This is a genomic window from Vibrio hepatarius, from assembly GCF_018860525.1.
GTDB classification, from domain to species: Bacteria; Pseudomonadota; Gammaproteobacteria; order Enterobacterales; family Vibrionaceae; genus Vibrio; species Vibrio hepatarius_B.
Genome location: NZ_JAHKPM010000051.1, coordinates 40,393 through 63,473, shown reverse-complemented (window position 1 = coordinate 63,473; position 23,081 = coordinate 40,393). Strand labels below are relative to the sequence as shown.

Below are 23,081 nucleotides of genomic sequence, written 5' to 3'. Positions count from 1 at the left end.
TCTCACTGTGAGTATTAGGGCATAGTTTCATTAATATTTAACTGCATCAACACGCCCTAGAGTCTATAAATAAAAATGCCGACTGGTTATAGCCGGCACTTTATCACTACTGTCTATTTATTCTCTACAATGCCATTTTACAGACTAAATAGCTAAATTTCGGTTTCTCTTTATAGGTGAATTTAGCTAACTTTATCGAGTTTTGCATCATTCTCTTCTCGTAAAATACGCCGTAATATCTTGCCAACATTAGTTTTCGGTAATTCGTCTTTAAATTCGACCAATTTTGGTACCTTATAACCTGTCATATGTTTACGGCAATGGGCAATTACTTCGTCTTTAGTCAAACTACCATCTCTTTTTACGACAAAGATCTTGACAACTTCTCCTGATATATCATGAGGTTGCCCTATAGCAGCAACTTCTAAAACTTTGTCATGCAGAGCCACGACATCTTCAATTTCATTTGGATAAACATTAAAGCCTGAGACTAAAATCATATCTTTCTTGCGATCAACGATGTGGATGAATCCCTGCTCATCAAACTTGACTATATCACCCGTTGATAACCACCCATCAGCATTCATTACTTCTTTTGTCGCTTCTGGCCGCTGCCAATACCCTTGCATCACCTGAGGCCCACGTACTTGAAGTTCTCCTGTCTGCGTATTGGGCAATTCATTCCCTTGCTCATCAACAATACGAACATCTGTTGATGGCACAGGTAAGCCAATTGAACCAGTATATTCCATCAAATCATGTGGGTTTACTGTTACCAGAGGAGAACATTCAGTTAGTCCGTAGCCTTCGAGAAGATGGACACCTGTCGTGTTCTTCCACTGTTGTGCTACAGCTCTTTGGACAGCCATCCCGCCACCAACGGCAAGCTTTAGTTGACCAAAGTCTAGCTCATTGAAGTCTTCATTATTCAGTAGTGCATTGAACAACGTATTAACACCTGTTACTGCAGTAAAGCTATTTTTCTTAAGCTCTTTGACAAAGCCTGGAATATCTCGTGGGTTTGTAATTAGTAGGTTACTACCCCCAAGTTCTAGGAACAATAAGCAATTTACCGTTAAAGCAAAGACATGATAAAGAGGAAGGGCGGTGACAACGATTTCTCTACCTTCATTAAGTACAGGGCCATACATACCTTTAGCTTGCATGATATTGGCGATCATATTGCTATGTGTCAGAACCGCGCCTTTCGCAACTCCAGTTGTTCCACCCGTATATTGCAAAAATGCAATATCATCTCCAGACATAAAGGGCTTAACATATTGGAGGCGGCGCCCTTTGTGTAAGGCCTTTCGCATTGAGATAGCACCAGGTAAATCATACTTAGGTACCATACCTTTCACATATGTCACAACAAAATCAACTAAAGTTCCTTTTGCTCGTGGAAGCATCTGGCCTAAGCTAGTTAGCACCACATGTTTAACTAACGTTCTCTCTACAACCTGTTCCAAAGTGTTGGCAAAATTTGACACAATGACAATGGCTTTAGCCTCGGAGTCCTTTAACTGATGCTCCAATTCACGTGGTGTGTAGAGCGGGTTAACATTGACAGCAATGAGACCAGCGCGCAACACACCAAATAAAGCAACTGGATATTGCAAGAGATTAGGCATCATCAAAGCAACTCGGTCACCCTTTTTAAGTTTTAGTTCATTTTGTAGGTAGGCAGAAAAGGCTCGGCTACGCTCTTCCAATTTACGGAAAGTCATTACCGATCCCATATTGGAAAAAGCGGGCTGATCTGCAAACTTGTGCACCGACTGTTCAAACATTTCTACTAGGGACGGATATTGTTCTGGATTGATGTGCTCTGGCACATCATTAGGATAACGAGATAACCAAGGTTTATCCACGATAACACTCCTCGAAATAAGCTGGCTGTTGTCGATGAAACGCCGTGTGTTAGTAAGTAAACATTACAACACAAGCAAACAGCCCGAGCACGAAAGGCTCAAACACTTGTTTAAATTTTGTTAACTAAAGCAAAGATTAGTTCAGATACTCTAGAAGGGGCCTGCAGATGACAATGATGGCCACCTTCAACGGTAACAATTTCAATTAATTGTCGCTCGCCTTGCTGTTTCTGCTGCAGATAGGGAAACCCATTATTACCTAAAATAACCAAATGAGGGCACGTAATTTGCTGTCTGATCGACTGAGCATGTTGGTGGGACATCCGATACAAAGACTGGCTTTGTAACTTTTCATCATGATGCCATTGCCAACCTTGTGGCGTTTTCTTTAGGCCTCTTACTACAATCGGTTTGATAAGTTCAGCAGCAATTTGATTAATCTTAGATCTAACTTCAACGGCATCCTTTTGTGACAAAAATGCTCGTCTCGGTCTATTACGAATTCTCTGGCGACTCAAAACTCCTTCTCTCAAACGAGAGACGGTTTGGCTACTATCTTCCGACAAAGGTCCACGCCCTTCTATCTCAACTAACCCATTAATTTGCTCAGGAAAAGCTGCACTATAGCAACTTGCAATCAAAGCACCAAGTGAATGACCGACTAAAACCACTCTATTTGGCGATAAGTCAGACAAAATTTGATAGATATCATCAATATAATCATGGAATGGGTAAAAATTATTACCTAGCTTATGACTTGATTTACCATGCCCTGAAAGATCTATCGCACAAAGATGAAGAGTAGGATCCATATCATGCAATACTTTCATCACAGACTGAAAGCTAGCCGCATTATCCAACCACCCATGTATAAAAACCACTGAGCTTTTTGCTAAATGACTGTAACCACATTCAATAGCAGTTAAATAACCTTCAGATAAGGAGTATCGAGTATCTCTTAATCTCATTTTACTTCTTGGATAACCACTCCTTGCTGAGTACCTCGGATAATTTCTCGACAATAAAGACCACGACAAGAATAATTACTGGGACCAAAGTTATTATGGATAACCACACGCTCCTCAATTCTCCACAAATGATAGTTTTTCACTTTCATCACCGGAAAATCATAGCTATAGTCCCCAACTGTCGCAGCTTCTTGACTGTCACTATTACCAAGTAAGGTAATCAAGCGACCTTCAGCGAACTTTATAGGATCAGCAAAACCTTCGACATATCCAACAAAACGTCCTTGTGGTTCTTGATTTATGTCTGGTTTACCGCTTGAATCAATCGGCAAGTTAACCACTTCGATCCTAGTCTTATTTTTAAGGTTTTTCACACTCGCAATCACACCTCCTAAACGAAGTTCCTGTGTGACATCAAGTGTTGAGTTCCAAGCTGAATAGCTAGTTTGTAGGTTAGGATTAGTAGATACCAAGTTCTCAGGCAGAGCACTACAGGCACAGATCCCTAATAACAAGAGAGCAAGAGTAGAAAATTTTAAAATTTTTGATTTCATAGCTAATTTATCAACGCATTTAAATATAAAGATCGACACCCAAGAGTTGAGATAACTCCTCTCGTTTCGATTGATTCATCACGTCCATATACTCTTGCAGTGCTTTTCTTCCTTGTCCTTCAGGGAGATCATACTGCAGTTGAGCTTTATGAATATCTGACTCGTGAACATGACGTATGGATTGCGCCACCGCGTTAGCCACTTTGCTTGGCTGGCCAACGGATGGATTGTCCTGAGATTTTTTTACTCCACCTTTTTTTCCAGTTTTATTGGCTTTGTTAGGCCCTGGAATTGATGGAGGTAATCCATTAATAGAAACCATACTCTCCGTCTTGTCACCTCTTATTCTCTACCGGGCAGCTTCTTCCATGCAACTTTGTCACGTAAATAGACAGGGCTTGAGTCTTCAACAGTAACCATATTACCCTTTTCAAACTCAAACTGTGCCAACAAAGCAATATCTTCAGCGTCTGGATACAGTACATTTCCCTCAGTTACTTCAAACGGAACTTTGTCTAGTGCATCTGAATATGCGTCCCAACCGGTTCCAGCTTTCATCCAAGAAAAATTATCTGCTTGGCTTTTACCAGCTAGTATAGACGGTGGAATCACCACCTCTTCATCAACAGAGCACCAAGTGCCATCTTCTTGACGCGCAAAACGCCCCCAATAAACCTCACTCATTCGAGCGTCAATTGCACAAGCCACATAGGTTGAGCCCATATTACGAAAACTACCTTGCGCCATTGCTTGTAAAGTGGAAATACCAATCATCGGGAGTTCAGCCCCAAATGCTAAACCTTGTGCAATACCGATGCCAATACGTACTCCTGTAAAACTACCTGGCCCACGACCAAATGCAAGAGCATCCAGATCAGTTAGCCTAAGACCTGATTCTTTTAATACTTCGTCCACCATTGGTAGAATTTTTTTGGTGTGATCGCGTGGTGCAACTTGTCTGCGGACATAGACACAATCGTTAACAAGTAGCGCAACAGAACAATTTTCTGTTGCAGTATCTAATGCAAGGATTTTTGCGCTCATTGGCTTCTCTAACTATTCGTTTTTTCTGATATTTGTACAAGGAAATCCTTCACGACTCCCAAATCCCGAGTCCGAGGAATGGGCGGTAAGCTGGCAAGAAAGACTCCACCGTAATCACGAGTGACTAATCGATTATCACAAATGATCAACGCACCCTTATCTCTCTCATCACGGATAAGACGCCCAACTCCCTGTTTCAACGTAATGACCGCTTCTGGTAACTGAACCTGAGAGAATGGCTGGCCTCCTTTTAACTGGCAATCCTCTATTCTTGCTTTGAGTAAGGGATCATCCGGAGCAGTAAAAGGCAATTTATCGATAATAACACAGCTAAGGGCATCTCCTCTAACATCAATTCCTTCCCAAAATGCACCTGTTGCGACGAGTAAAGCATTACCCAACTCCATAAACTCCTTGAGTGTTCTCTGCTTACTCGTCTCACCTTGCATTAGCACTGGTATAGATAAAATATTGCGAAACCTATCCCCCAGTTCCTTCATCATACTGTGGGATGTACAAAGAAAGAAGCATCTACCTTGGTTCTGCTCAATAACAGGTCCTAGCATAGAAACTAACTTATCTGCCATTTGAGGGCTGTTGGGTTCAGGTAAGTAGCGAGGAACACATAACCTTGCTTGGCTTTGATAATCGAATGGGCTAGCAAGCACTAATTCCGTATTTGGCTGTAAACCAAGCCGAGAAGTGAAATGCTTAAAGTCACCTTCAACTCCAAGCGTAGCCGACGTAAATACCCACGCACCACTCGCCTGTTCTATCTGCTCTTGAAATTTATCGGCAACCGACAGAGGTGTAATATGTAGACCAAAATGGCGTGGAGTCGTCTCATACCAATACGAGTATCCCGTTATAGAAACATCACAAACTCTTATTAAACGCGCTTGGATAGCACTCGCCCTTTCGTATGCAACATCCAGTAACTGGCTACGACCAAGCGCTAATTTTAGTACATCAAGACAAAAATCAAGTGTATCACGTAGGCGTTGAAGTTCTCTTTTAATAGCAAGAGACGTTATCGCTTCACGCCAATTACCTCGGTAACCTGGTTCACCCAAAGCGATTCTGAGGTCCATTGCGCATTGTGACAGCTTCTCTCCCACTTTTTGCAACTGACGCATGTCTTGGGCTTCGGTGCGATATCCTATTTCTATGTCACTTGATAGTTGTTGGATCTGACGACTGGACAAAGATTGTCCAAAATAATGGCTAGCAATATCAGGTAACTGATGAGCTTCATCGAATATAAAAACTTCCGCTTCGGGGATTAATTCTCCAAAGCCCGTTTCTTTTATTGCCAAGTCTGCCAAAAATAAATGATGATTCACCACCACTACATCGGCATCCATTGCCTTCTTACGAGCTTTAAGAACAAAACAATCTTGGTAGCTAGGGCACTCTTTCCCCAAACAATTATCATTGGTTGAAGTAATGGTCGGTATAACTAGGCTATCTTCCGCAATGTCGTTACATTCGCCAAGATCACCACTTTTAGTTTCACTCGACCAAGATCGCACTTTAACCAATTGACTAAGTAGATCGGTGTCGGCCCTATCACTATGGCTTTCAACCATTTGCCGGCTTAAACGGTCAAGGCATAAATAGTTAGCCCGGCCTTTTAAAAGTGCTACCTGTCCGCAAAAGCCAAGGGCGTCCGTCATCAAGGGTAAATCGCGGTGATATAATTGCTCTTGAAGATTTTTTGACCCAGTACTAATAATCGTCTTTTTGCCACTTTGAAGTGCTGGGATAAGATAAGCAAACGTTTTACCCGTTCCTGTACCAGCTTCAATCACCACTTGCTGGTTAGCCTGAATCGCAGTAGAAATGGCTTCAGCCATTTCCAACTGAGATTTTCTAGGTTGAAAGCCTTGGATTACTTTGCCTAAAGCACCATCAGCTGAAAAAATCTTTGAAATCATCAACAAGAAAATACTAGGGTTTAATTAGATAGGAATGGATTATGTCAGGTTCAAGGGAGGGATGCGAACTAATTAAAGTCAATAGTATCTACCCGCCCATAGAGCTGTAAGACGAGTAAATTTTTGTTTCAAATACTCAACGTCGATTCAAAAAACGCGACAACCAAGCAGGCCCTTCGAAATCACTTTGGCAATCAGTCATAGCACGAGCAGCTTCACTTGGTGAAGCTTTGTTTTCCCACATTTCGTTGAGAAGTTCTTCATTAAGCTCTTGATCACCAAGTAGTGCATTCACTCTTTCCGAATACAACTTGCGAGCGAGTAGATCTCTATCCATACATACCACCTTTAGGGGCTGAGATCTGGCAGTTTCGGTACAAATTCATCAAACCAAACGGTTAACTGATATTAATGATTGAAACTGTCACAACATTAGGATAATTGTAGCTGATATTACATAGGCCGCTTATTTGTTTGGCCCTCAACTTTAATTTCACTCCACAAAAAAAATAATTCACGGAAAAACTAACCCAATGGAAAAGAAAATACTGCTTACTCACTGTAAAGATGCTTCAGGACTCATATCAAAAGTCACCAACATCTGCTACAAACATCAACTGAATATTATTCACAACAACGAATTTGTCGACAATACGAGTGGCCACTTTTTCATGCGTACCGAGCTACAGGGATACTTTAACGACAATATACTTCTTAACGAACTTGACCAAGCTTTGCCGCAAGGGGCGACACGAAAGTTAATCGGTCCTAATCGGAAGCGTATAGTAGTTATGGTAACAAAGGAAGCACATTGTCTTGGTGATATTCTGATGAAAAGCTATGATGGCAGCCTGAATGTCGATATTGCCGCCGTAATAGGTAACTACGATACCCTTGAGTGTCTAACTAAAAAATTTGATATACCCTACCACCTTATCTCACATGCAGGTTTAGATAGAGAAGAGCACGAGAAAAAGCTGCTTAACATTATCGAACAGTATAATGCAGATTACCTTGTTCTAGCTAAATACATGCGAGTGCTAACTCCATCTTTTGTCGAAAAATACCACCATAAAATCATTAATATCCACCATAGCTTCCTACCTGCGTTCATCGGCGCTAAGCCATATCAGCAAGCGTATGATCGTGGGGTGAAAATAATTGGCGCGACGGCACATTTTGTTACTAACGACCTAGATGAAGGCCCGATAATCAAACAAGATGTCATACCAGTAGACCATAATTTTAGTGCTCAAGATATGGCACAAGCAGGACGTGATGTAGAAAAAAGCGTATTGAGTAAAGCGCTTAATAAAGTGACTAATGATCATGTTTTTGTCTTTGGAAACAAAACGGTAATACTCTGAACGATAAATTTAAACAAAAAATATGAAGACCCCATTAATAAGGTCTTCATATTGAATGAAAATGTTATAACTTTATCGCGAGCTCTACCCCTTGACGAATGGCTCTCACCGCGTCAAGTTCTCCCGCATGATCCGCACCACCGATAATATGTAACTTCTCACCCATCTGCTGCCATTTGCTTTCAAATGGTCTTACAGATTCTTGACCTGCACATATGACAACCTTGTCAACTTCAAGTAACTGAGTCTGGTTACTGCATGTAATGTGCAAACCTTGCTCATCGATTTTATCGTAACTCACTCCCCCTAGTAGGTTCACACCTCGCTTTTCTAACGTACGCTTATGAATCCACCCTGTCGTTTTTCCTGGCCCTTTACCAACCTTACCAGCACGACGCTGGAGTACCCAAACCTCTTTATCACTTTGAGATTCTGGGTAAGGGAATAATCCTCCTGGGTAAGCGATCTCTTTATCAATTCCCCATTCATGTAACCAATCATCTAAATTGTGGCCAGTGGGCTCTGTGAGCATGGTAGCAACATCAACCCCAATTCCACCCGCACCTACAATGGCCACCTTTTCACCTACGTAAGTTTTATCTTTAATCAAAGTCTGGTAATCAATCACTTTTTCTGGGTTTTCAATTCCTTCAATCTTCACTTTACGAGGTTCAACTCCAGAAGCCATTACTACTTCATCATACTCAGAAAGTAAGTCAAAGTTAGCTTCAGTTTCAAGATGAAGTTTTACTCCAGTTTCATCAATCTGATTGGCAAAATATCGAATCGTTTCTCGAAATTCCTCTTTTCCAGGGATCTGCATAGCAAGACGAAACTGACCACCAATTCGGTCATGTCGCTCGAAAAGGTCAACTTGATGTCCACGCTTGGCTAACGTTGTAGCACATGATAAACCAGCTGGACCCGCCCCAACAACAGCAACATTTTTAGGCTTGTTTGTAGGAGTAACTATTAACTCATCTTCACGACAAGCAAGCGGATTGACTAAACAGCTAGCTCTCTTACCTTTAAATACATGGTCTAAGCAGGCTTGGTTACAACCTATACAAGTGTTGATCAAGTGAGCCTGTTCATTCTCAGCTTTAGAAACAAAATGCGGATCAGCAAGAAAGGGGCGAGCCATTGACACCATATCAGCATGACCACTCGATAAAATACGCTCCGCCTCTCCTGGGGTATTAATTCGATTACATGTGACTATAGGGATCGATATATGAGGTCTTACCTTTTCAGTAACCCAAGTAAAGGCCCCGCGAGGTACTTGGGTTGCGATAGTAGGGATTCTCGCTTCATGCCAACCGATACCAGTGTTTATAATAGTAACTCCTGCCTTCTCCAACTCTTTGGCAAGAGTAACTACCTCTTCAAAGGTACTTCCTTCTTCAACCAAGTCCAACATAGATAAACGAAAAATAATGATGAACTCTTCACCTACTGCTTGTCGGATCGCTTGCACAATTTCCAGTGGAAAGCGCATACGATTTTTGTAGCTGCCACCCCAATCGTCATACCGTGTATTCGTACGCTTACAGATAAATTGGTTAATCAAATAGCCTTCCGAACCCATCACTTCCACACCATCATAGCCTGCTGCTTTTGCCAATACAGCACTATTGGCAAAAGCACCAATGGTTTTATTTATTTGTCGAATACTCATTTCACTGGGAGAAAAACGCGCGATAGGGGCTTTAATAGCTGATGAACTCTGAGAAAAAGGATGCATAGCATAGCGACCTGCGTGTAATAGCTGGATAGCAATTTTACCGCCATGCTCATGTACTGCTTCAGTCACTACCTGATGCGCCCTAGCGTGTTTAGCTTTGCTAAACTCGGCGCTAAAGGGATGTAGTCGTCCTCGCAGGTTAGGAGAAAAGCCCCCAGTAACGATAAGACCAACGCCTCCTTTGGCACGCTCAGCATAAAAAGCAGCCAATTTTCCTAGCCCTTCTTTATGCTCCTCAAGACCAGTATGCATAGAACCCATCAGGACCCTGTTTCTAATCTGAGTGAATCCTAAATCTAACGGCTTTAACAAATTTGGGTACATAGCGGACATCACTTTTTATTATCAATTCTGGTCTGACCACAATAGATTTGCCAGCAATTAAAATCAAACAGGTGTTTACACTTTTGTAACACCGATCAATCTTGTTGTTGTTCAGTTATACTAGTTTAAGTAGGATGTAGGCCTACTAACACCTTTACGCTCAAATGTATCTAGATTTAAACCTGCGCGCGAGTGCAGTGGAGCCACAATGAAAAAAATATTCAAATATATTGGCATGCTTTTCAAAGGGATATGGAAATTGATCACCTTTGCTCGCCTTGCTCTAGTGAACCTTGTCTTCCTGTTTGCACTTGGAATTCTTTATTTCACATACACAACCAGTAGCTCGGTAACTCCCAACTTAACTCAAAAAAACGCACTCATTCTCAATCTTTCTGGTCCAATCGTCGAGCAATCGCGCTATGTCAATCCAATGGATTCATTTGCTGGTTCTCTATTTGGAGAAGGTATACCGAGTGAAAACTTGCTGTTTGACATAGTAGATACTATCCGACATGCGACAGATGATGACAACATCACAGGAATTGTACTTGCTCTGGGCGATATGCCGGAAACAAACTTAACAAAACTTCGTTATATTGCGAAAGCTCTTAACGAATTTAAGGCCTCTGGCAAACCAGTTTACGCTGCGGGTGACTTCTATAACCAGAGCCAATATTATCTTGCAAGTTATGCTGATAAAATCTACCTAGCCCCAGATGGTGCTGTACTCATTAAAGGCTATAGCGCCTATTCAATGTATTACAAAACCTTACTAGAGAAACTTGATATCAACACTCATGTATTCCGTGTTGGTTCCTACAAATCGGCTATTGAACCCTTCGTACGTGATGATATGTCAAATGCAGCCAAAGAGTCAGCTTCCCGTTGGCTAGGACAGCTTTGGGGTGCATATGTCGACGATGTAGCAACCAATCGACAGGTTTCTAAACGTACTCTAAACCCAAGCATGGAAGAGTTTTTAATCCAACTAAAAGAACAAGATGGCGATCTGGCTAGTCTCTCTCTTGAACTTGGCTTGGTTGACGAGCTTGCCACCCGCCAACAAGTTCGAGAAGAGCTGATTGAAACATTTGGTACCAACGGTGAAGATAGCTACCAACATATCGATTATTATCAATACCTCACAACAATTAAGCCGAAGTTTGATTCTACGAAAGATGATATCGCCATCGTTGTAGCCAGTGGTGCCATTATGGATGGATCACAACCTAAAGGAACCGCTGGCGGTGACACAGTTTCAGCATTACTACGCCAAGCTCGAAATGATGATAACGTCAAAGCAGTCGTATTACGTGTTGATAGCCCAGGTGGAAGTGCATTTGCTTCTGAGGTAATACGCAACGAGATACAAGCACTGAAAGACTCAGGAAAGCCTGTCGTGGCATCTATGTCTAGCTTGGCAGCCTCAGGGGGATATTGGATTTCAATGAGTGCAGATAGGATTGTAGCTCAGCCTACCACTCTAACTGGATCAATTGGTATCTTTAGTATTATTACTACCTTTGAAAAAGGCTTAAATAAACTCGGTATATATACCGATGGGGTAGGAACTTCGCCATTCTCAGGTGTAGGTATTACAACAGGTTTATCTGAAGGTGCAAGCGATGCTTTTCAATTAGGAATTGAACATGGCTACCATCGCTTTGTTGACCTTGTCAGTGAGAACCGAAATATTCTTCTTGAAAACATGGATAATATCGCCCAAGGACGAGTTTGGACAGGCCAAGATGCCGAGAAACTTGGCTTAGTCGATCAAATGGGCGATTTTGATGATGCCGTCAAATTAGCTGCTGAACTTGCTAAATTAGAAGACTTCAACCTCTATTGGGTAGAAGAACCTCTGACTCCAACCCAAGAGTTCATTCAAAACATGATGAGCCAAGTTCAAGTGGGTCTTGGTATCGATGTTTACACCATGCTTCCTTCATCTTTAAGGCCTGCTGCTAGTCAGATAATTCAAGACGCAAGCTTATTAGACAGTTTTAATGATCCCAAGGGTCAATATGCATTCTGTCTAAACTGTCAAATTGAATAAATAAAACCCTCGCTTACCAAACGCCTATATTAAAATAATATGGGCGTTTTTAGTTTGCTTTCTTTAAACACATAAATATTTTCAGGTTAATTTTCATACTTTCAAGCAGCTGTCTTATATCGTATTTCTCTTGCAAAACCAATTTTATAGTGTACTATGCGCATACTTTTAAATAAGAGTAATAGCAGTAATATCTCTACATATTCTTAACCATTTATTAACTTAAGAATATAAACATTCTCGAACAACTTTTATATACATTCATCATAGAGTTCAACTCATATTTTAGCTTAGGAAGTAAGCTAAAGATGAAAGAGGGGTCAATTAGAATGTCGCTCACTTGGAAGCAACGCACAAGTGCTGTACTTGGTAATGCCATGGAGTATTACGATATTGCCGTATTTGCATCAATATCAATGTATATTTCACAACTATTTTCAAAACAAGGCATTGAACATTCGGAATTTATTGTATGGGGTGTATTTGCACTAAGGTTCTTAATACGCCCTATTGGTGGAATTGTAATTTGTCGCTATGCAGCACAGCATGGGCGTAAAAAAGCGCTAGTTTTCTGTAACTTACTCACAGGTTTCGCTACCATTTCAATGGCTTTAGTCCCCATAGAGGCTGTAGGTCAATATGTGGTCATTATCTTTTTGATCTTACAAATGCTCCAAGCTTTTAGTTTTGGTGGAGAATACCCGACACTTTTTAACTACCTATTGTATGATGCAAAAACATCTGAACGTTCTAGAATTAGCAGTCTAATTGTATCTAGCTCAATCGCAGGCGTCATTATCTCACTATTAGTTGTCGCTGGACTGGAGCACTATCTTAGTCAAGAACAAATGATGAGCTGGGGATGGAGAATACCGTTATTGGTCGGCGTAATAAATATTATGGTTAGTCTATATCTTCGTCTTTCTTTACCAGAATTACCAAAAGTCGAAAATGTGTCAAGCACACCTAACTACAACGTCATTATAAAAGTCTTTAGTTTATCCATTCTTGCCGGCGTCATATTTTACGTGCAAAACTTAGCAAGTGGTATTCTAGGTAAAGCAATGAATATTGAAAACTTAGCACTAATTAACTCTTCGGTTTTAGTATTATTAATATTCATATTTTCATTTATTGTAGATAAACACTTTTCGACTAAACACGCATTCAAATTTGGCGCAACAGTTATGCTCTTCGCTGCTATTCCTCTTTTCCTACTTCTTGGAGCCGACGAGTTTATTTGGCAAGTATGTGCGGTATTGGGTATAAGCGCATTATCGGCTATTGTATTGGGCAACACAGTTGCCGTGCTATGGCAACACTCAGAAAACCACATAACAAGTTTAGGGGTTGGCTACAATATCGCTTTATCAATATTTGGTGGGCTTACGCCTCTGATTGTAACGGAAGCGATGAAATATAGCTCTGCTTACGTGGGTGTATATCTAGCCATTGCTGCCATTCCTAGCATAATTGTGCTTTACGGTACTAGTTCAAACCAAGAACTCGCTGCTGCGTAATCTTAGTGGGCTTAAACTGCTAAGGCTCAGAGCATTCATTGCCTGAGCCTATTTTTATAAATGGGGCTACCGACTCGCAAATAAGTTTATATCTTCATCATTAAGTAATGCTTTCAATTTCATTTATAAGTGTCTCTTTTTTAAAAGGTTTGGGCAAATAGGCATCCATTCCAGAATCGAAACAACGACGAATATCATCATCCACTACACTGGCTGTTAATGCAATAATAGGTGTTTTGGCAAGTCCTAAAAGCTGTTCATACTCCCGAATCTTTTTCGTTGCTTCAAAACCGTCCATTATCGGCATCATGCAATCCATTAGAATGATATCGAAAGTGCTATCTTGCTCATATTTTTCTATAGCAATCTGTCCATTTTCAGCAATTTCATATTGATACCCGGCCTTATCAAGCATAAGTGTCGCAACTTTTTGGTTAACATTATTATCTTCCACTAACAAAATTCTTCCAATACAATCAGATACGCTGTCCTTAGGTGCAAAATCTACACTCTCGTTCTGTGGCTCAGAAGCCGGAGTTAATGGTAGAGTGCTCTCCGAATCTTGAGATGAAAATGTTGTGATTTTTCCTCTTAAAGCCTCAGCTTTAAAAGGTTTAGGGACATAATCATCCATACCGACCGCAAAACATTTCTGGATGTCTTCATCCACGACACTAGCAGTCAATGCAATAATAGGTATATGGCTGACTCGTTTTTCCTCATGTTCAATTTGGCGAATTTTTTCTGTTGCTTCAAAGCCATCCATCACTGGCATCATGCAGTCCATAAGAATTAATTCGTAGTGATATTTTTTAAACATCTCTACCGCTTGTTTACCATTTTCCGCCAAATCGAAACTAAAGCCCGCTTTTTCAACGTGGATAGTGGCAATCTTTCGATTTACCTCATTGTCATCTACCACCAATATCTTCTTGGTGTTAACTTCATTACACACTCTTTGCGACTTTTGAACAGCAGCTTGAGTCAAATCTTGTTCCAGCCGTTCGATTAACTTCACTAATCGTTGACCAAGCAAGGGCTGCGTAATGATCGCACTAACATTTTCCCCAAAGTCATACTGCTGACTATGTAAATGTTTCATTAAACATAACTGAATATTCAAGGCCTTCAAATGACGAAAGAGGCCTTCTCTTTTAACCGCAGTATTAGGAATAGTTTCAACATAGATGACGATGACATTATCTTTCTCATGAACCCATTTTGGTAAGTGATCCAAACTGGTTGTAGATTGGTAAACAGGTGCATGATAAAAATTTAAACACTCACATAATTGCTCTTCCACTACCTTATCATCACATACTAAACACAATGGGCTAAGCCGCGAAGTATGCTTAGAGTTATAGTCCATTTGAGAAATAGGAAGAGACAGCTTGAAGAAGAAGCGACTACCTTGGTTTTTTTCTGACTCTAGCTGGATTTCCCCACCCATAAGCTCAACCAACTGAGTACTGATTGCTAAACCAAGACCAGTACCACCAAATTGGCGAGTCGTAGATTCATCTTCCTGCTTAAATGGCTCGAAGATTTTATTTTGTTGCTGTTCATCAATACCAATTCCAGAGTCTTGTACTGAAAACTCTACTAGAGCTTTTTCCGCCGTCACATCACTGGCAATAACAGATAGGTGCACACTCCCCTTCTCGGTAAATTTCACCGCATTTGACATAAAGTTCATGATTACCTGGCGTAGCCGATGGTCATCGACCATCAAGCAATAGGGTATACCTGAACCTATCGTTACTTTCAGATCAATCTCTTTTTCTTGAGCTCTTGAAGAAACAATAGACACAATATCATAGATAGATTCCCTTACATTAGTCGGGTTAGGGCTAATGACTAACATCCCTGACTCTATTTTGGAAAAGTCTAAAATATCATTGATTAAATTTAGTAGCAGATGAGAAGATGTCTCAATAGTATCGACATAATCACGTTGAGTCGCAGTTAGTGAAGTATCGGAAAGTACTTCCGATATACCAATTACGCCGTTGAGAGGCGTACGGATTTCATGTGACATATTGGCTAAAAAGGAACTTTTGGCTCTACTTGCTCTAATCGCCTCATCTTTAGCTCGTTCCGCATCTTCTCTAGCTTGATTTAACTGGCCGTAATGGGCTGTAATGATCTCATTCGAATGGTTAAATTTATCAGCTAAGTTAGTAATTTCATCATTAAACCAAGAGGTTGGCAGAGAAATATTATTTGGTGACTGATTGTTTTGACTATTACTGACCGTTTTTTCCATAAGGTTAATACGCTTGATAACAAAAAGCCAAGTGAAGGCAAGTACACTCGTAACTAATAACACTATACGGACACTTTCTGCTGACAGGATATGCACAAACTGGGACCAAAGACTAGCGTAAGTCGATGTAAGATCAGACTGGATAATTAGATTACCCAAAACATAATTCTTACCTCCAAGTTGGTATTCTAACGGCCATATTTGTGTAATGGCGCCTTCACTTAACCTTTGTCCCCTTTCAATAACGGATTCCCTATCGTTCCAAATGTTTGCGTAATCCACACCTGGTAAGGTTAGTAGCCCTTCAATTTGAGATTCTAGCAATACTCTATCTTCTACCCACAAACTACCCGTAATGCTTGATAATTGGCTTTTTTTTATATTGGACAATGTGGTATTAATATTATCAATATCCAGATGTAACCTATGGTAAAGGTTGTAACTAGTGGTGGTTAGGGCGAGGATGATACTGATAAGGGTGACAGCAAAGAGTAGCTTTTTATTAATACTCAAGTATCGACGCTTATTTTTCATGTGAAACTGCACTCTTATTGTATTGGTCTCGAATAAGAATAGTAGGGTGTGAGGCAAGTGTGAAATATTCGAGTGATCGGCCGTTAAAAAGTCAATTCTTTTTTCCTCTACGCACTGATTCTCGCTTTAATAGATTTAGAATATGCCATTACTTTGTCAAAACCAGTACCACATACTGAATACCTGATACTGGCCTGTTTCCATTAATTTGCCTTATTAAGCTCGATACAATTACCTTGTTGTTGATTCGAGTATGGATTTAGGTCCATTTCACTAACAATGTAACTCACTGCTCTCTGCGCTCGTACACTATTACCAAATTTATCAAGTGGTGGGGAAACTACTCCTATAGACATTTTACCCGGTATAATCGCTATAAATCCGCCACCCACACCACTTTTAGCTGGTACTCCAGTTTCATAAAACCAACTTCCAGAGTTATCGTAAACTCCTGACATAACCATTGATGACAGTATTTTGGGGACATAATCGCTATTAAGGATTTCTTTGTGAGTGATAGGGTGTGTACCATAATTAGCAAGCACAGACCCCATAACAGCTAAATCATGTGAAGTCACATTGATTGAGCACTGTTTTGTATACGCTGTAACTGCATCAATTGGTGTAGTCCCTAACTTTCCATAGGAATCAAGTAATGTTGCAATTCCAAGGTTACGTTTGTTATCACTCATTTCAGACTGTAATACATCTTTATTCACATGCAGTTTTCTACCCGCGTAGTTATCCATATTGCTTTTTATAACCTTCCAGCGGTCTAATTCATTTTGAGGCGTTAGCCAACTTACGGTCGAAATAGCACCAGCATTGACAAAAGGATTCGACGGGGAGCCATTTTGACTTTCGATCGCCATTACAGAGTTAAAAGGCAATCCTGTGGGCTGAACACCAATTGTATTTTCTACAAAATCAGGCCCTCTGCCATTCATCAGTAATGCCAAAGTAAAGACCTTAGACACTGATTGAATAGAAACAGGAGAATCATAATCACCAAATTCGCACACACGGCCATCAACGGTCACTACAGATATACCAAATGTTTTTGAGTCAACAGATTCCAGTGCTCTGATATAATTAGCATTTTCCCCAGAGTCTATATCTTTAAACTTTAGGTATGCCATCTGTGCCGCTGCGCAAATTTGATCTCCTTCTTTCTGACTTGCATAAGAAGTATTACATATCAAAAAAAACAATGAAGAAAACAACAAAAAATGTCTAAACATACCAATCCTCATACTGGCTACATAAATTACAATTCATATATCGAAGATAATCAGAACAATAATCATATGGATTACTCAATAAAAATATGCACTCCCCACCATTTAAAAATAAATACAAATATCAATAAAATCATTAATTTTATATGAAGGGATCACATTAAAGGTGGATAGTAGCAAAGTCTAAGTAAAGTCAATTTACAAACAAGCTAGAACTATATTTTATTGGTCATACCAGATTGCTTGGTTAAGATTCTGGTCGCTTTGGATGCCTCATTACTTAGCACCATCTTCCTCAGGCACGACCAAATTTAAAAATTATTGCTTTAAGCAATTATTGATATTTGAGATTATAAAAACAACCTGAGAGTAACGTCACCCTTTTTCTTAGTTTATATTACTATATAATTCCACGCTCTGTTCCCTACAACTGACTGGTTTTTAAGCAATGGCAAGAAAACATATTTATATCGCCTACACTGGCGGAACCATAGGCATGAAAAAGTCTGATGACCACGGTTACGTCCCAGTGGCTGGTTTTATGGAAAAGCAGCTGGCAAGTATGCCAGAGTTCCAACGCCCTGAAATGCCAGAATTCACCACCCATGAGTACGATCCTTTGATCGACTCATCAGATATGACTCCCAAAGACTGGCAGCAGATTGCTGATGATATTCGAAAAAATTACGATAAGTACGATGGCTTCGTTATACTTCACGGCACAGACACCATGGCATATACCGCATCTGCCTTATCATTTATGTTAGAAAACCTTGCAAAGCCAGTTATTGTGACAGGCTCGCAAATACCATTAGCTGAGCTTAGGTCTGATGGTCAAGCCAATTTACTTAATGCTTTACACATCGCGGCTAATTATCCAATAAATGAAGTCACTCTATTTTTTAATAACAAACTAATGCGTGGTAATCGAAGTACTAAATCACATGCAGATGGCTTCAACGCATTTACTTCTCCAAACCTTCCTCCACTTCTAGAAGCTGGAATCAATATACAGGTTAGTAACGATATTAAGATCGGAAAACAACCCGAAGGAAAGTTTAAAATACACGACATTACTCCCCAGCCAATTGGTGTGATCACCATGTACCCAGGGATCTCTCATGAAGTCATTCGTAATACTCTACTCCAGCCAGTCAATGCTATGATTTTGCTGACCTTTGGTGTAGGTAATGCTCCACAAAACACAGAACTTCTGTCTCACCTTAAAAGGGCTTCTGAACGCGGTGTTATTGTCGTCAACCTCACTCAATGTTTAGCCGGTAAAGTCAACATGGGGGGGTATGCTACGGGCTGTGCTCTTGCCGAAGCAGGTGTTATCAGTGGGTATGATATGACACCAGAAGCCGCTCTGGCTAAACTCCATTATCTACTTAGCCAACAACTTAGCTATGAACAAGTAAAAAAGCAAATGCAGCAAGTACTGCGGGGCGAAATGTCAATTTAAAATTTGGAATAACTGAACTAAAAAAGGCCAGCTCTAGGAGCTGGCCTTAGCTTGAGGAAAAGACTTAACCTATATGGGTAGCACCGCCCATATACTTTTGCAGAACTGTAGGAATTGCAATACGACCATTCGCTTCTTGGTTATTTTCCAAAATAGCGACCATAGTACGACCAACGGCCAAACCTGAGCCATTCAACGTATGTAAAAGTTCAGGTTTTTTCTCTCCTTTGCGACGAAAACGAGCCTGCATACGACGCGCTTGAAAATCCCAAGTATTTGAACAAGAAGAAATTTCACGATACGTTTCTTGTGCTGGCACCCAAACTTCAAGATCATAAGTTTTACGGGCACCAAATCCCATATCTCCAGTACACAAAATAACTTTGCGATAAGGAAGCTCTAGCATTTGTAGCACTTTTTCAGCATGGCCAGTAAGCTCTTCTAGCGCAGCCATTGAATCTTCCGGCTTAGTAACCTGGACTAACTCAACTTTATCAAATTGATGCATACGAATAAGACCACGAGTATCACGACCGTAAGATCCCGCTTCAGAGCGGAAACATGGTGTATGCGCTGTCATTTTAATCGGCAAATCTGCTTCATCTACGATAGTATCTCGAACCATGTTGGTCACTGGAACTTCAGCGGTTGGAATGAGAGAAAGTTTACGTGGTTCTTCATCATTCACTTTGTCAGTTAATGGTTCTGTGTGAAAAAGATCTTCGCCAAATTTAGGCAACTGCCCCGTACCATATAAACTATCAGTGTTCACTAAATAAGGCACGTATACTTCCGTATAACCATGCTCTTCAGTATGTAAATCAAGCATAAACTGCGCAATAGCACGGTGAAGGCGAGCAAACTGTCCTTTCATAATAATAAAGCGAGCACCGGTAATTTTGGTAGCACTGGCGAAATCAAGACCACCAGCAAACTCACCTAGGTCAACGTGATCTTTGACATCAAAATCATAAGCTTTAGGTTCACCCCAACGAGAAACCTCTACATTGTCATTTTCGTCTTTACCATCAGGAACTTCATCATCTGGCAAGTTTGGAACCGACAATGTGATATATTCCAACTTATTTTGGATTTCTGCTAATTGTGCTTTTTTCGCTTCAAGATCGCTGCCTAAAGTACCGATTTGCTTTTTAATCGCTTCAGCACCTTCTTTGTCTCCAGCTGCCATTTTCTGACCAATTTGCTTGGAGATGGAGTTACGCGTGGATTGTAAATTTTCAACTTCGACTTGGATCGACTTACGTTGATTTTCAAGTGTACTGATTGTCTCTACGTCTAGCTTAAAGCCACGGCGCGCCAGTTTTTCAGCTGTTTCATCCAGCTCTGTACGAAGTAATTTAGAATCCAGCATTGTTAATCCTATGCTTTGGTGTAGTAAAAAGTACGCTTAAACATCATGCTAAAGCGCTTTGGTAATTAGACCGACAAATGTATCCAAAAAAGACACTTATTCATAGCGCTTTTGTGGGCTTTTTGCATCTAAACTCGCTAGGTATTCTAACTTTTCAGCAATTTTTACCTCTAAGCCTCGGTTTGTAGGAAAGTAGTAACGGCTATCATGCATTTCTGGAGGGAAATAATTTTCACCTGCAGCATATCCGCCCAATTCATCATGGGCATAACGATATTCCTCTCCGTAGCCGAGATCTTTCATTAAGCTTGTAGGTGCATTACGAAGGTGGGCTGGCACTTCAAATTCTGGTTGATTGTGAGCATCATTTAATGCCTGCTTCCAAGCCATATAAACAGCATTACTTTTCGGTGCGCAGGCCAAATAAACAATAGCTTGGGCAATAGCTCTTTCTCCTTCTGCAGGACCAACTCGAGTAAAACAGTCCCAAGCTGATAATGCCACTTGCATCGCCCTTGGGTCTGCATTACCAATATCCTCTGACGCGATTGCCAGCAAACGACGTGCAAGATATAAGGGGTCACAACCTGCGGCTATCATTCTTGCTGACCAGTAAAGAGCAGCGTCTGGATCCGAACCGCGGATTGACTTATGTACAGCAGAGATTAAGTCGTACCAAATATCGCCTTTATTATCAAAACGAGAAACTTTTTCTCCAACGACTTCAGCTAATAGAGGGACAGTGATTTGCTTTACACCCTGATCATCCTCTTGTGCCATATCATAGAGCAACTCAAGATAGTTCAGTGACATACGCGCATCACCATTCACTAACTCAGATAATCGCTCAAGTACATTGTCAGCAAACTGAGCTTTTAACTTCCCTAACCCAAGCTCTGAGTTATTGGTCGCTTGCTCAAGCGCTCGATAAATATCTTGCCCTGACAAAGATGTAAGCTTGTATACACGAGCTCGTGATAACAAAGCGTTATTTAGTTCAAAAGACGGATTTTCTGTGGTAGCACCAATAAAGGTTATCGTTCCATCTTCAATATGAGGCAAAAAAGCATCTTGCTGAGATTTGTTGAATCGATGGACCTCATCAACAAACATAATCGTACGAATACCTGCCAATTGATTTTCACGTGCTTTTTCAATAGCAAGACGTATATCTTTTACACCAGAGGTCACGGCAGATACACGTTCTACTTCAGCATTAGCATAATTAGCCGCAATTTCTGCTAAAGTAGTCTTGCCTGTACCTGGTGGCCCCCAAAGAATCATCGAGTGCAAATGGCCGGATTCAAGAGCACGGCGTAAAGGTTTACCCTCAGCTAATATATGCTCCTGCCCAATATATTGTTCGAGCGTTTTTGGTCGCATTCTAGCCGCTAGAGGGCGAAAATCTTCTTGCCCTGTAAAATCCAAACAATAGTTACTCACTCTCAGTTCCTTTGATCATCCACCTCTACTCCTTTCGGGATAGTAAAAGTAAAGTGGTCAGCACTTGGTTTAGCTAAATTGACATTCTTAAATGTAAAGTCACTTTTCTGGCCATCTTGTTCAATAACACTAAAGCCCTTAACTGCTCCTTTTTTATCAATTTCGAGCTTAAATGTACCTTGGTTACTGTCAACCGCTGTTGGAATTAATGTAAACATATCGTCTTGCTGTGACACTTTATAGTTGTCCCAATCACTAGTACGGTTGCGAGTTAACAATACAAACGGTGTTTGTGCGGTCGCTTTTTCTTGCCAGTAAATGCTTACTTGTTGTATAAACGGGCTGTAATACCATAGTGATTTACCATCAGAAACCATTACATTCTCATCTGGTGAAACGGTTTCCCAACGAAACAAACTCGGCCTTGAAATGTCCACTTTTCCAGACCCTTTGATTAATAGCTCCCCTTCTGGGCTAATTAATTGCTGAGTAAAATCAGCACTGAATCCCTCAGAAAGTTGCAACCGCTTACTTAACTCATCTTTAGGGGCTGCCATCACAGAAAAACTCAACATGAGTAGCACAGCAAATTTTTTCATTCTTTTGATCCTATTTGGTCGATAAAAATCGACTTTAAACCTTAATTCAACTTTAAACCTTAGCTTCTTGGTGTTTGACCGATTACTGTTAACTTTGTTCTATTGACCACAACACTGTTTAAATTTTTTCCCGCTGCCGCATGGACATTGATCGTTTCGACCAATATCTTTAAACGGATTCACTGATTGTGCTTTAGTCCCTACCATGATTTCATCAGCGGCAAACGCCACCTCATTAATCATCAAGTCAAGCTGAGAAACTAGATCGTCTAAAGCTGGTGGTGATTCGACTCCAGCAGCTTTCATCTCAGCTTGTGTCTTAGGCTCATCAATTGCCAACATAAGTGTGGTGAGTAAAGCTTGCAACATTCTTAACGAACCGTCGCTAAGTCGAGCATCTTGCCATTGGTTTTCTATCCTTGGCCACAATCTCATAAAACCTTCGGAAAAGTCAGCTAACTGCTCACCTCTATCAGTATTGCTAAGAAGTGATAAAAGCGAGTATTCATTTCGCTTTAGGTAAGCATATTGCTGATGGATATGCTGCTCAACCTTTGCTTTCACAATTAAAGCCTGATCAGCAAATATGTCTGGTAGCCAAAGTTCTGGTTCTAACGGTTTTGTCGCCAAATTGGCCGCCAAAACAACCCCTTCAATGAAGATGTCAGATTCTTGTGTTTGGGATGCTGCTATTTTCAATAATTGATAAGTCATTGCTAATTTTGTGATCATATTCGTTGTCAGTCATTATAACCCGACCTAAAGGCTGTGGTCAC

The 23,081-nt window shown here is 40.6% G+C and carries 17 protein-coding genes and 2 pseudogenes; 4 read left to right on the top strand and 15 right to left on the bottom strand.

What is annotated here, in order from left to right:
- Positions 1-182: 182 nt before the first annotated feature.
- From fadD to KO511_RS14705, 7 genes are all read right to left on the bottom strand, one after another.
- Positions 183-1,871 (bottom strand): long-chain-fatty-acid--CoA ligase FadD, encoded by a 1,689-nt coding sequence (fadD, locus tag KO511_RS14735; protein WP_215988168.1) that lies wholly within the window; start codon positions 1,869-1,871, stop codon positions 183-185.
- A 110-nt stretch (positions 1,872-1,981) separates the two neighbouring features.
- Entirely contained in the window at positions 1,982-2,839 is an 858-nt protein-coding gene (locus KO511_RS14730) for an alpha/beta fold hydrolase (protein WP_215988167.1), read from the bottom strand.
- Entirely contained in the window at positions 2,836-3,393 is a 558-nt protein-coding gene (locus tag KO511_RS14725; protein WP_215988166.1) for a Slp family lipoprotein, read from the bottom strand. Before KO511_RS14725 ends, KO511_RS14730 begins: the two co-directional genes overlap by 4 nt.
- Positions 3,394-3,412: 19 nt before the next feature.
- On the bottom strand, positions 3,413-3,715 hold the full coding sequence (locus tag KO511_RS14720; RefSeq protein WP_215988165.1) for a chromosome partitioning protein ParA: 303 nt from the start codon (positions 3,713-3,715) through the stop codon (positions 3,413-3,415).
- 20 nt (positions 3,716-3,735) lie between these two features.
- Positions 3,736-4,437 carry a tRNA (adenosine(37)-N6)-threonylcarbamoyltransferase complex dimerization subunit type 1 TsaB gene (gene tsaB / locus KO511_RS14715; RefSeq protein ID WP_215988164.1) on the bottom strand — a complete coding sequence of 234 codons (702 nt, stop codon included), beginning with the start codon at positions 4,435-4,437 and terminating at the stop codon, positions 3,736-3,738.
- Positions 4,438-4,445: 8 nt separating this feature from the next.
- Positions 4,446-6,374 (bottom strand): ATP-dependent DNA helicase, encoded by a 1,929-nt coding sequence (locus tag KO511_RS14710; RefSeq protein ID WP_215988163.1) that lies wholly within the window; start codon positions 6,372-6,374, stop codon positions 4,446-4,448.
- 136 nt (positions 6,375-6,510) lie between these two features.
- Positions 6,511-6,711: a hypothetical protein gene (locus KO511_RS14705; protein ID WP_215988162.1), complete on the bottom strand. Its 201-nt coding sequence runs from the start codon at positions 6,709-6,711 to the stop codon at positions 6,511-6,513.
- A gap of 196 nt (positions 6,712-6,907) precedes the next feature.
- On the opposite strand from KO511_RS14705, the gene purU reads away from it, so the two are divergent.
- Complete coding sequence (gene purU, locus KO511_RS14700; RefSeq protein ID WP_215988161.1) at positions 6,908-7,741, top strand: formyltetrahydrofolate deformylase; 834 nt, start codon at positions 6,908-6,910, stop codon at positions 7,739-7,741.
- 64 nt (positions 7,742-7,805) lie between these two features.
- Here the strand turns inward: purU and KO511_RS14695 are convergent, their stop codons facing one another.
- Positions 7,806-9,809, bottom strand: coding sequence for an FAD-dependent oxidoreductase (locus tag KO511_RS14695; RefSeq protein ID WP_436840227.1), 2,004 nt, complete (start codon positions 9,807-9,809; stop codon positions 7,806-7,808).
- Positions 9,810-10,017: 208 nt separating this feature from the next.
- Here KO511_RS14695 and sppA point away from each other — a divergent pair, with 208 nt between their 5' ends.
- Positions 10,018-11,868: a signal peptide peptidase SppA gene (gene sppA / locus KO511_RS14690; protein ID WP_215988159.1), complete on the top strand. Its 1,851-nt coding sequence runs from the start codon at positions 10,018-10,020 to the stop codon at positions 11,866-11,868.
- Between the two features lie 329 nt (positions 11,869-12,197).
- Positions 12,198-13,388: an MFS transporter gene (locus KO511_RS14685; protein ID WP_215988158.1), complete on the top strand. Its 1,191-nt coding sequence runs from the start codon at positions 12,198-12,200 to the stop codon at positions 13,386-13,388.
- A 100-nt stretch (positions 13,389-13,488) separates the two neighbouring features.
- Here KO511_RS14685 and KO511_RS22625 read toward each other — a convergent pair.
- The 3 genes and pseudogenes from KO511_RS22625 to glsA all read right to left on the bottom strand — a co-directional run.
- A pseudogene (locus KO511_RS22625) lies at positions 13,489-14,508 on the bottom strand (response regulator); the annotation flags it as partial.
- Between the two features lie 318 nt (positions 14,509-14,826).
- Positions 14,827-16,188, bottom strand: a pseudogene (locus tag KO511_RS22620) (histidine kinase dimerization/phospho-acceptor domain-containing protein); the annotation flags it as partial.
- Positions 16,189-16,391: 203 nt separating this feature from the next.
- The gene (gene glsA, locus KO511_RS14675; protein WP_215988156.1) at positions 16,392-17,429 is read right to left on the bottom strand and encodes a glutaminase A; all 1,038 of its coding nucleotides are present in this window, start codon (positions 17,427-17,429) and stop codon (positions 16,392-16,394) included.
- A gap of 445 nt (positions 17,430-17,874) precedes the next feature.
- Here glsA and ansA point away from each other — a divergent pair, with 445 nt between their 5' ends.
- A complete protein-coding gene (gene ansA, locus KO511_RS14670; protein WP_215988155.1) occupies positions 17,875-18,891 on the top strand; it encodes an asparaginase in 1,017 nt (338 codons plus the stop codon).
- Positions 18,892-18,955: 64 nt separating this feature from the next.
- On the opposite strand, the gene serS is transcribed toward ansA, so the two are convergent.
- The 4 genes from serS to KO511_RS14650 form a co-directional block, all read right to left on the bottom strand.
- Complete coding sequence (gene serS, locus KO511_RS14665) at positions 18,956-20,263, bottom strand: serine--tRNA ligase (RefSeq protein WP_215988154.1); 1,308 nt, start codon at positions 20,261-20,263, stop codon at positions 18,956-18,958.
- Positions 20,264-20,359: 96 nt separating this feature from the next.
- Positions 20,360-21,706, bottom strand: a complete 1,347-nt coding sequence (locus KO511_RS14660) for a replication-associated recombination protein A (RefSeq protein ID WP_215988153.1) — start codon at positions 21,704-21,706, stop codon at positions 20,360-20,362.
- A 2-nt stretch (positions 21,707-21,708) separates the two neighbouring features.
- Complete coding sequence (lolA, locus tag KO511_RS14655) at positions 21,709-22,305, bottom strand: outer membrane lipoprotein chaperone LolA (RefSeq protein WP_215988152.1); 597 nt, start codon at positions 22,303-22,305, stop codon at positions 21,709-21,711.
- 99 nt (positions 22,306-22,404) lie between these two features.
- On the bottom strand, positions 22,405-23,019 hold the full coding sequence (locus KO511_RS14650; protein ID WP_215988234.1) for a YecA family protein: 615 nt from the start codon (positions 23,017-23,019) through the stop codon (positions 22,405-22,407).
- Positions 23,020-23,081: the final 62 nt, after the last annotated feature.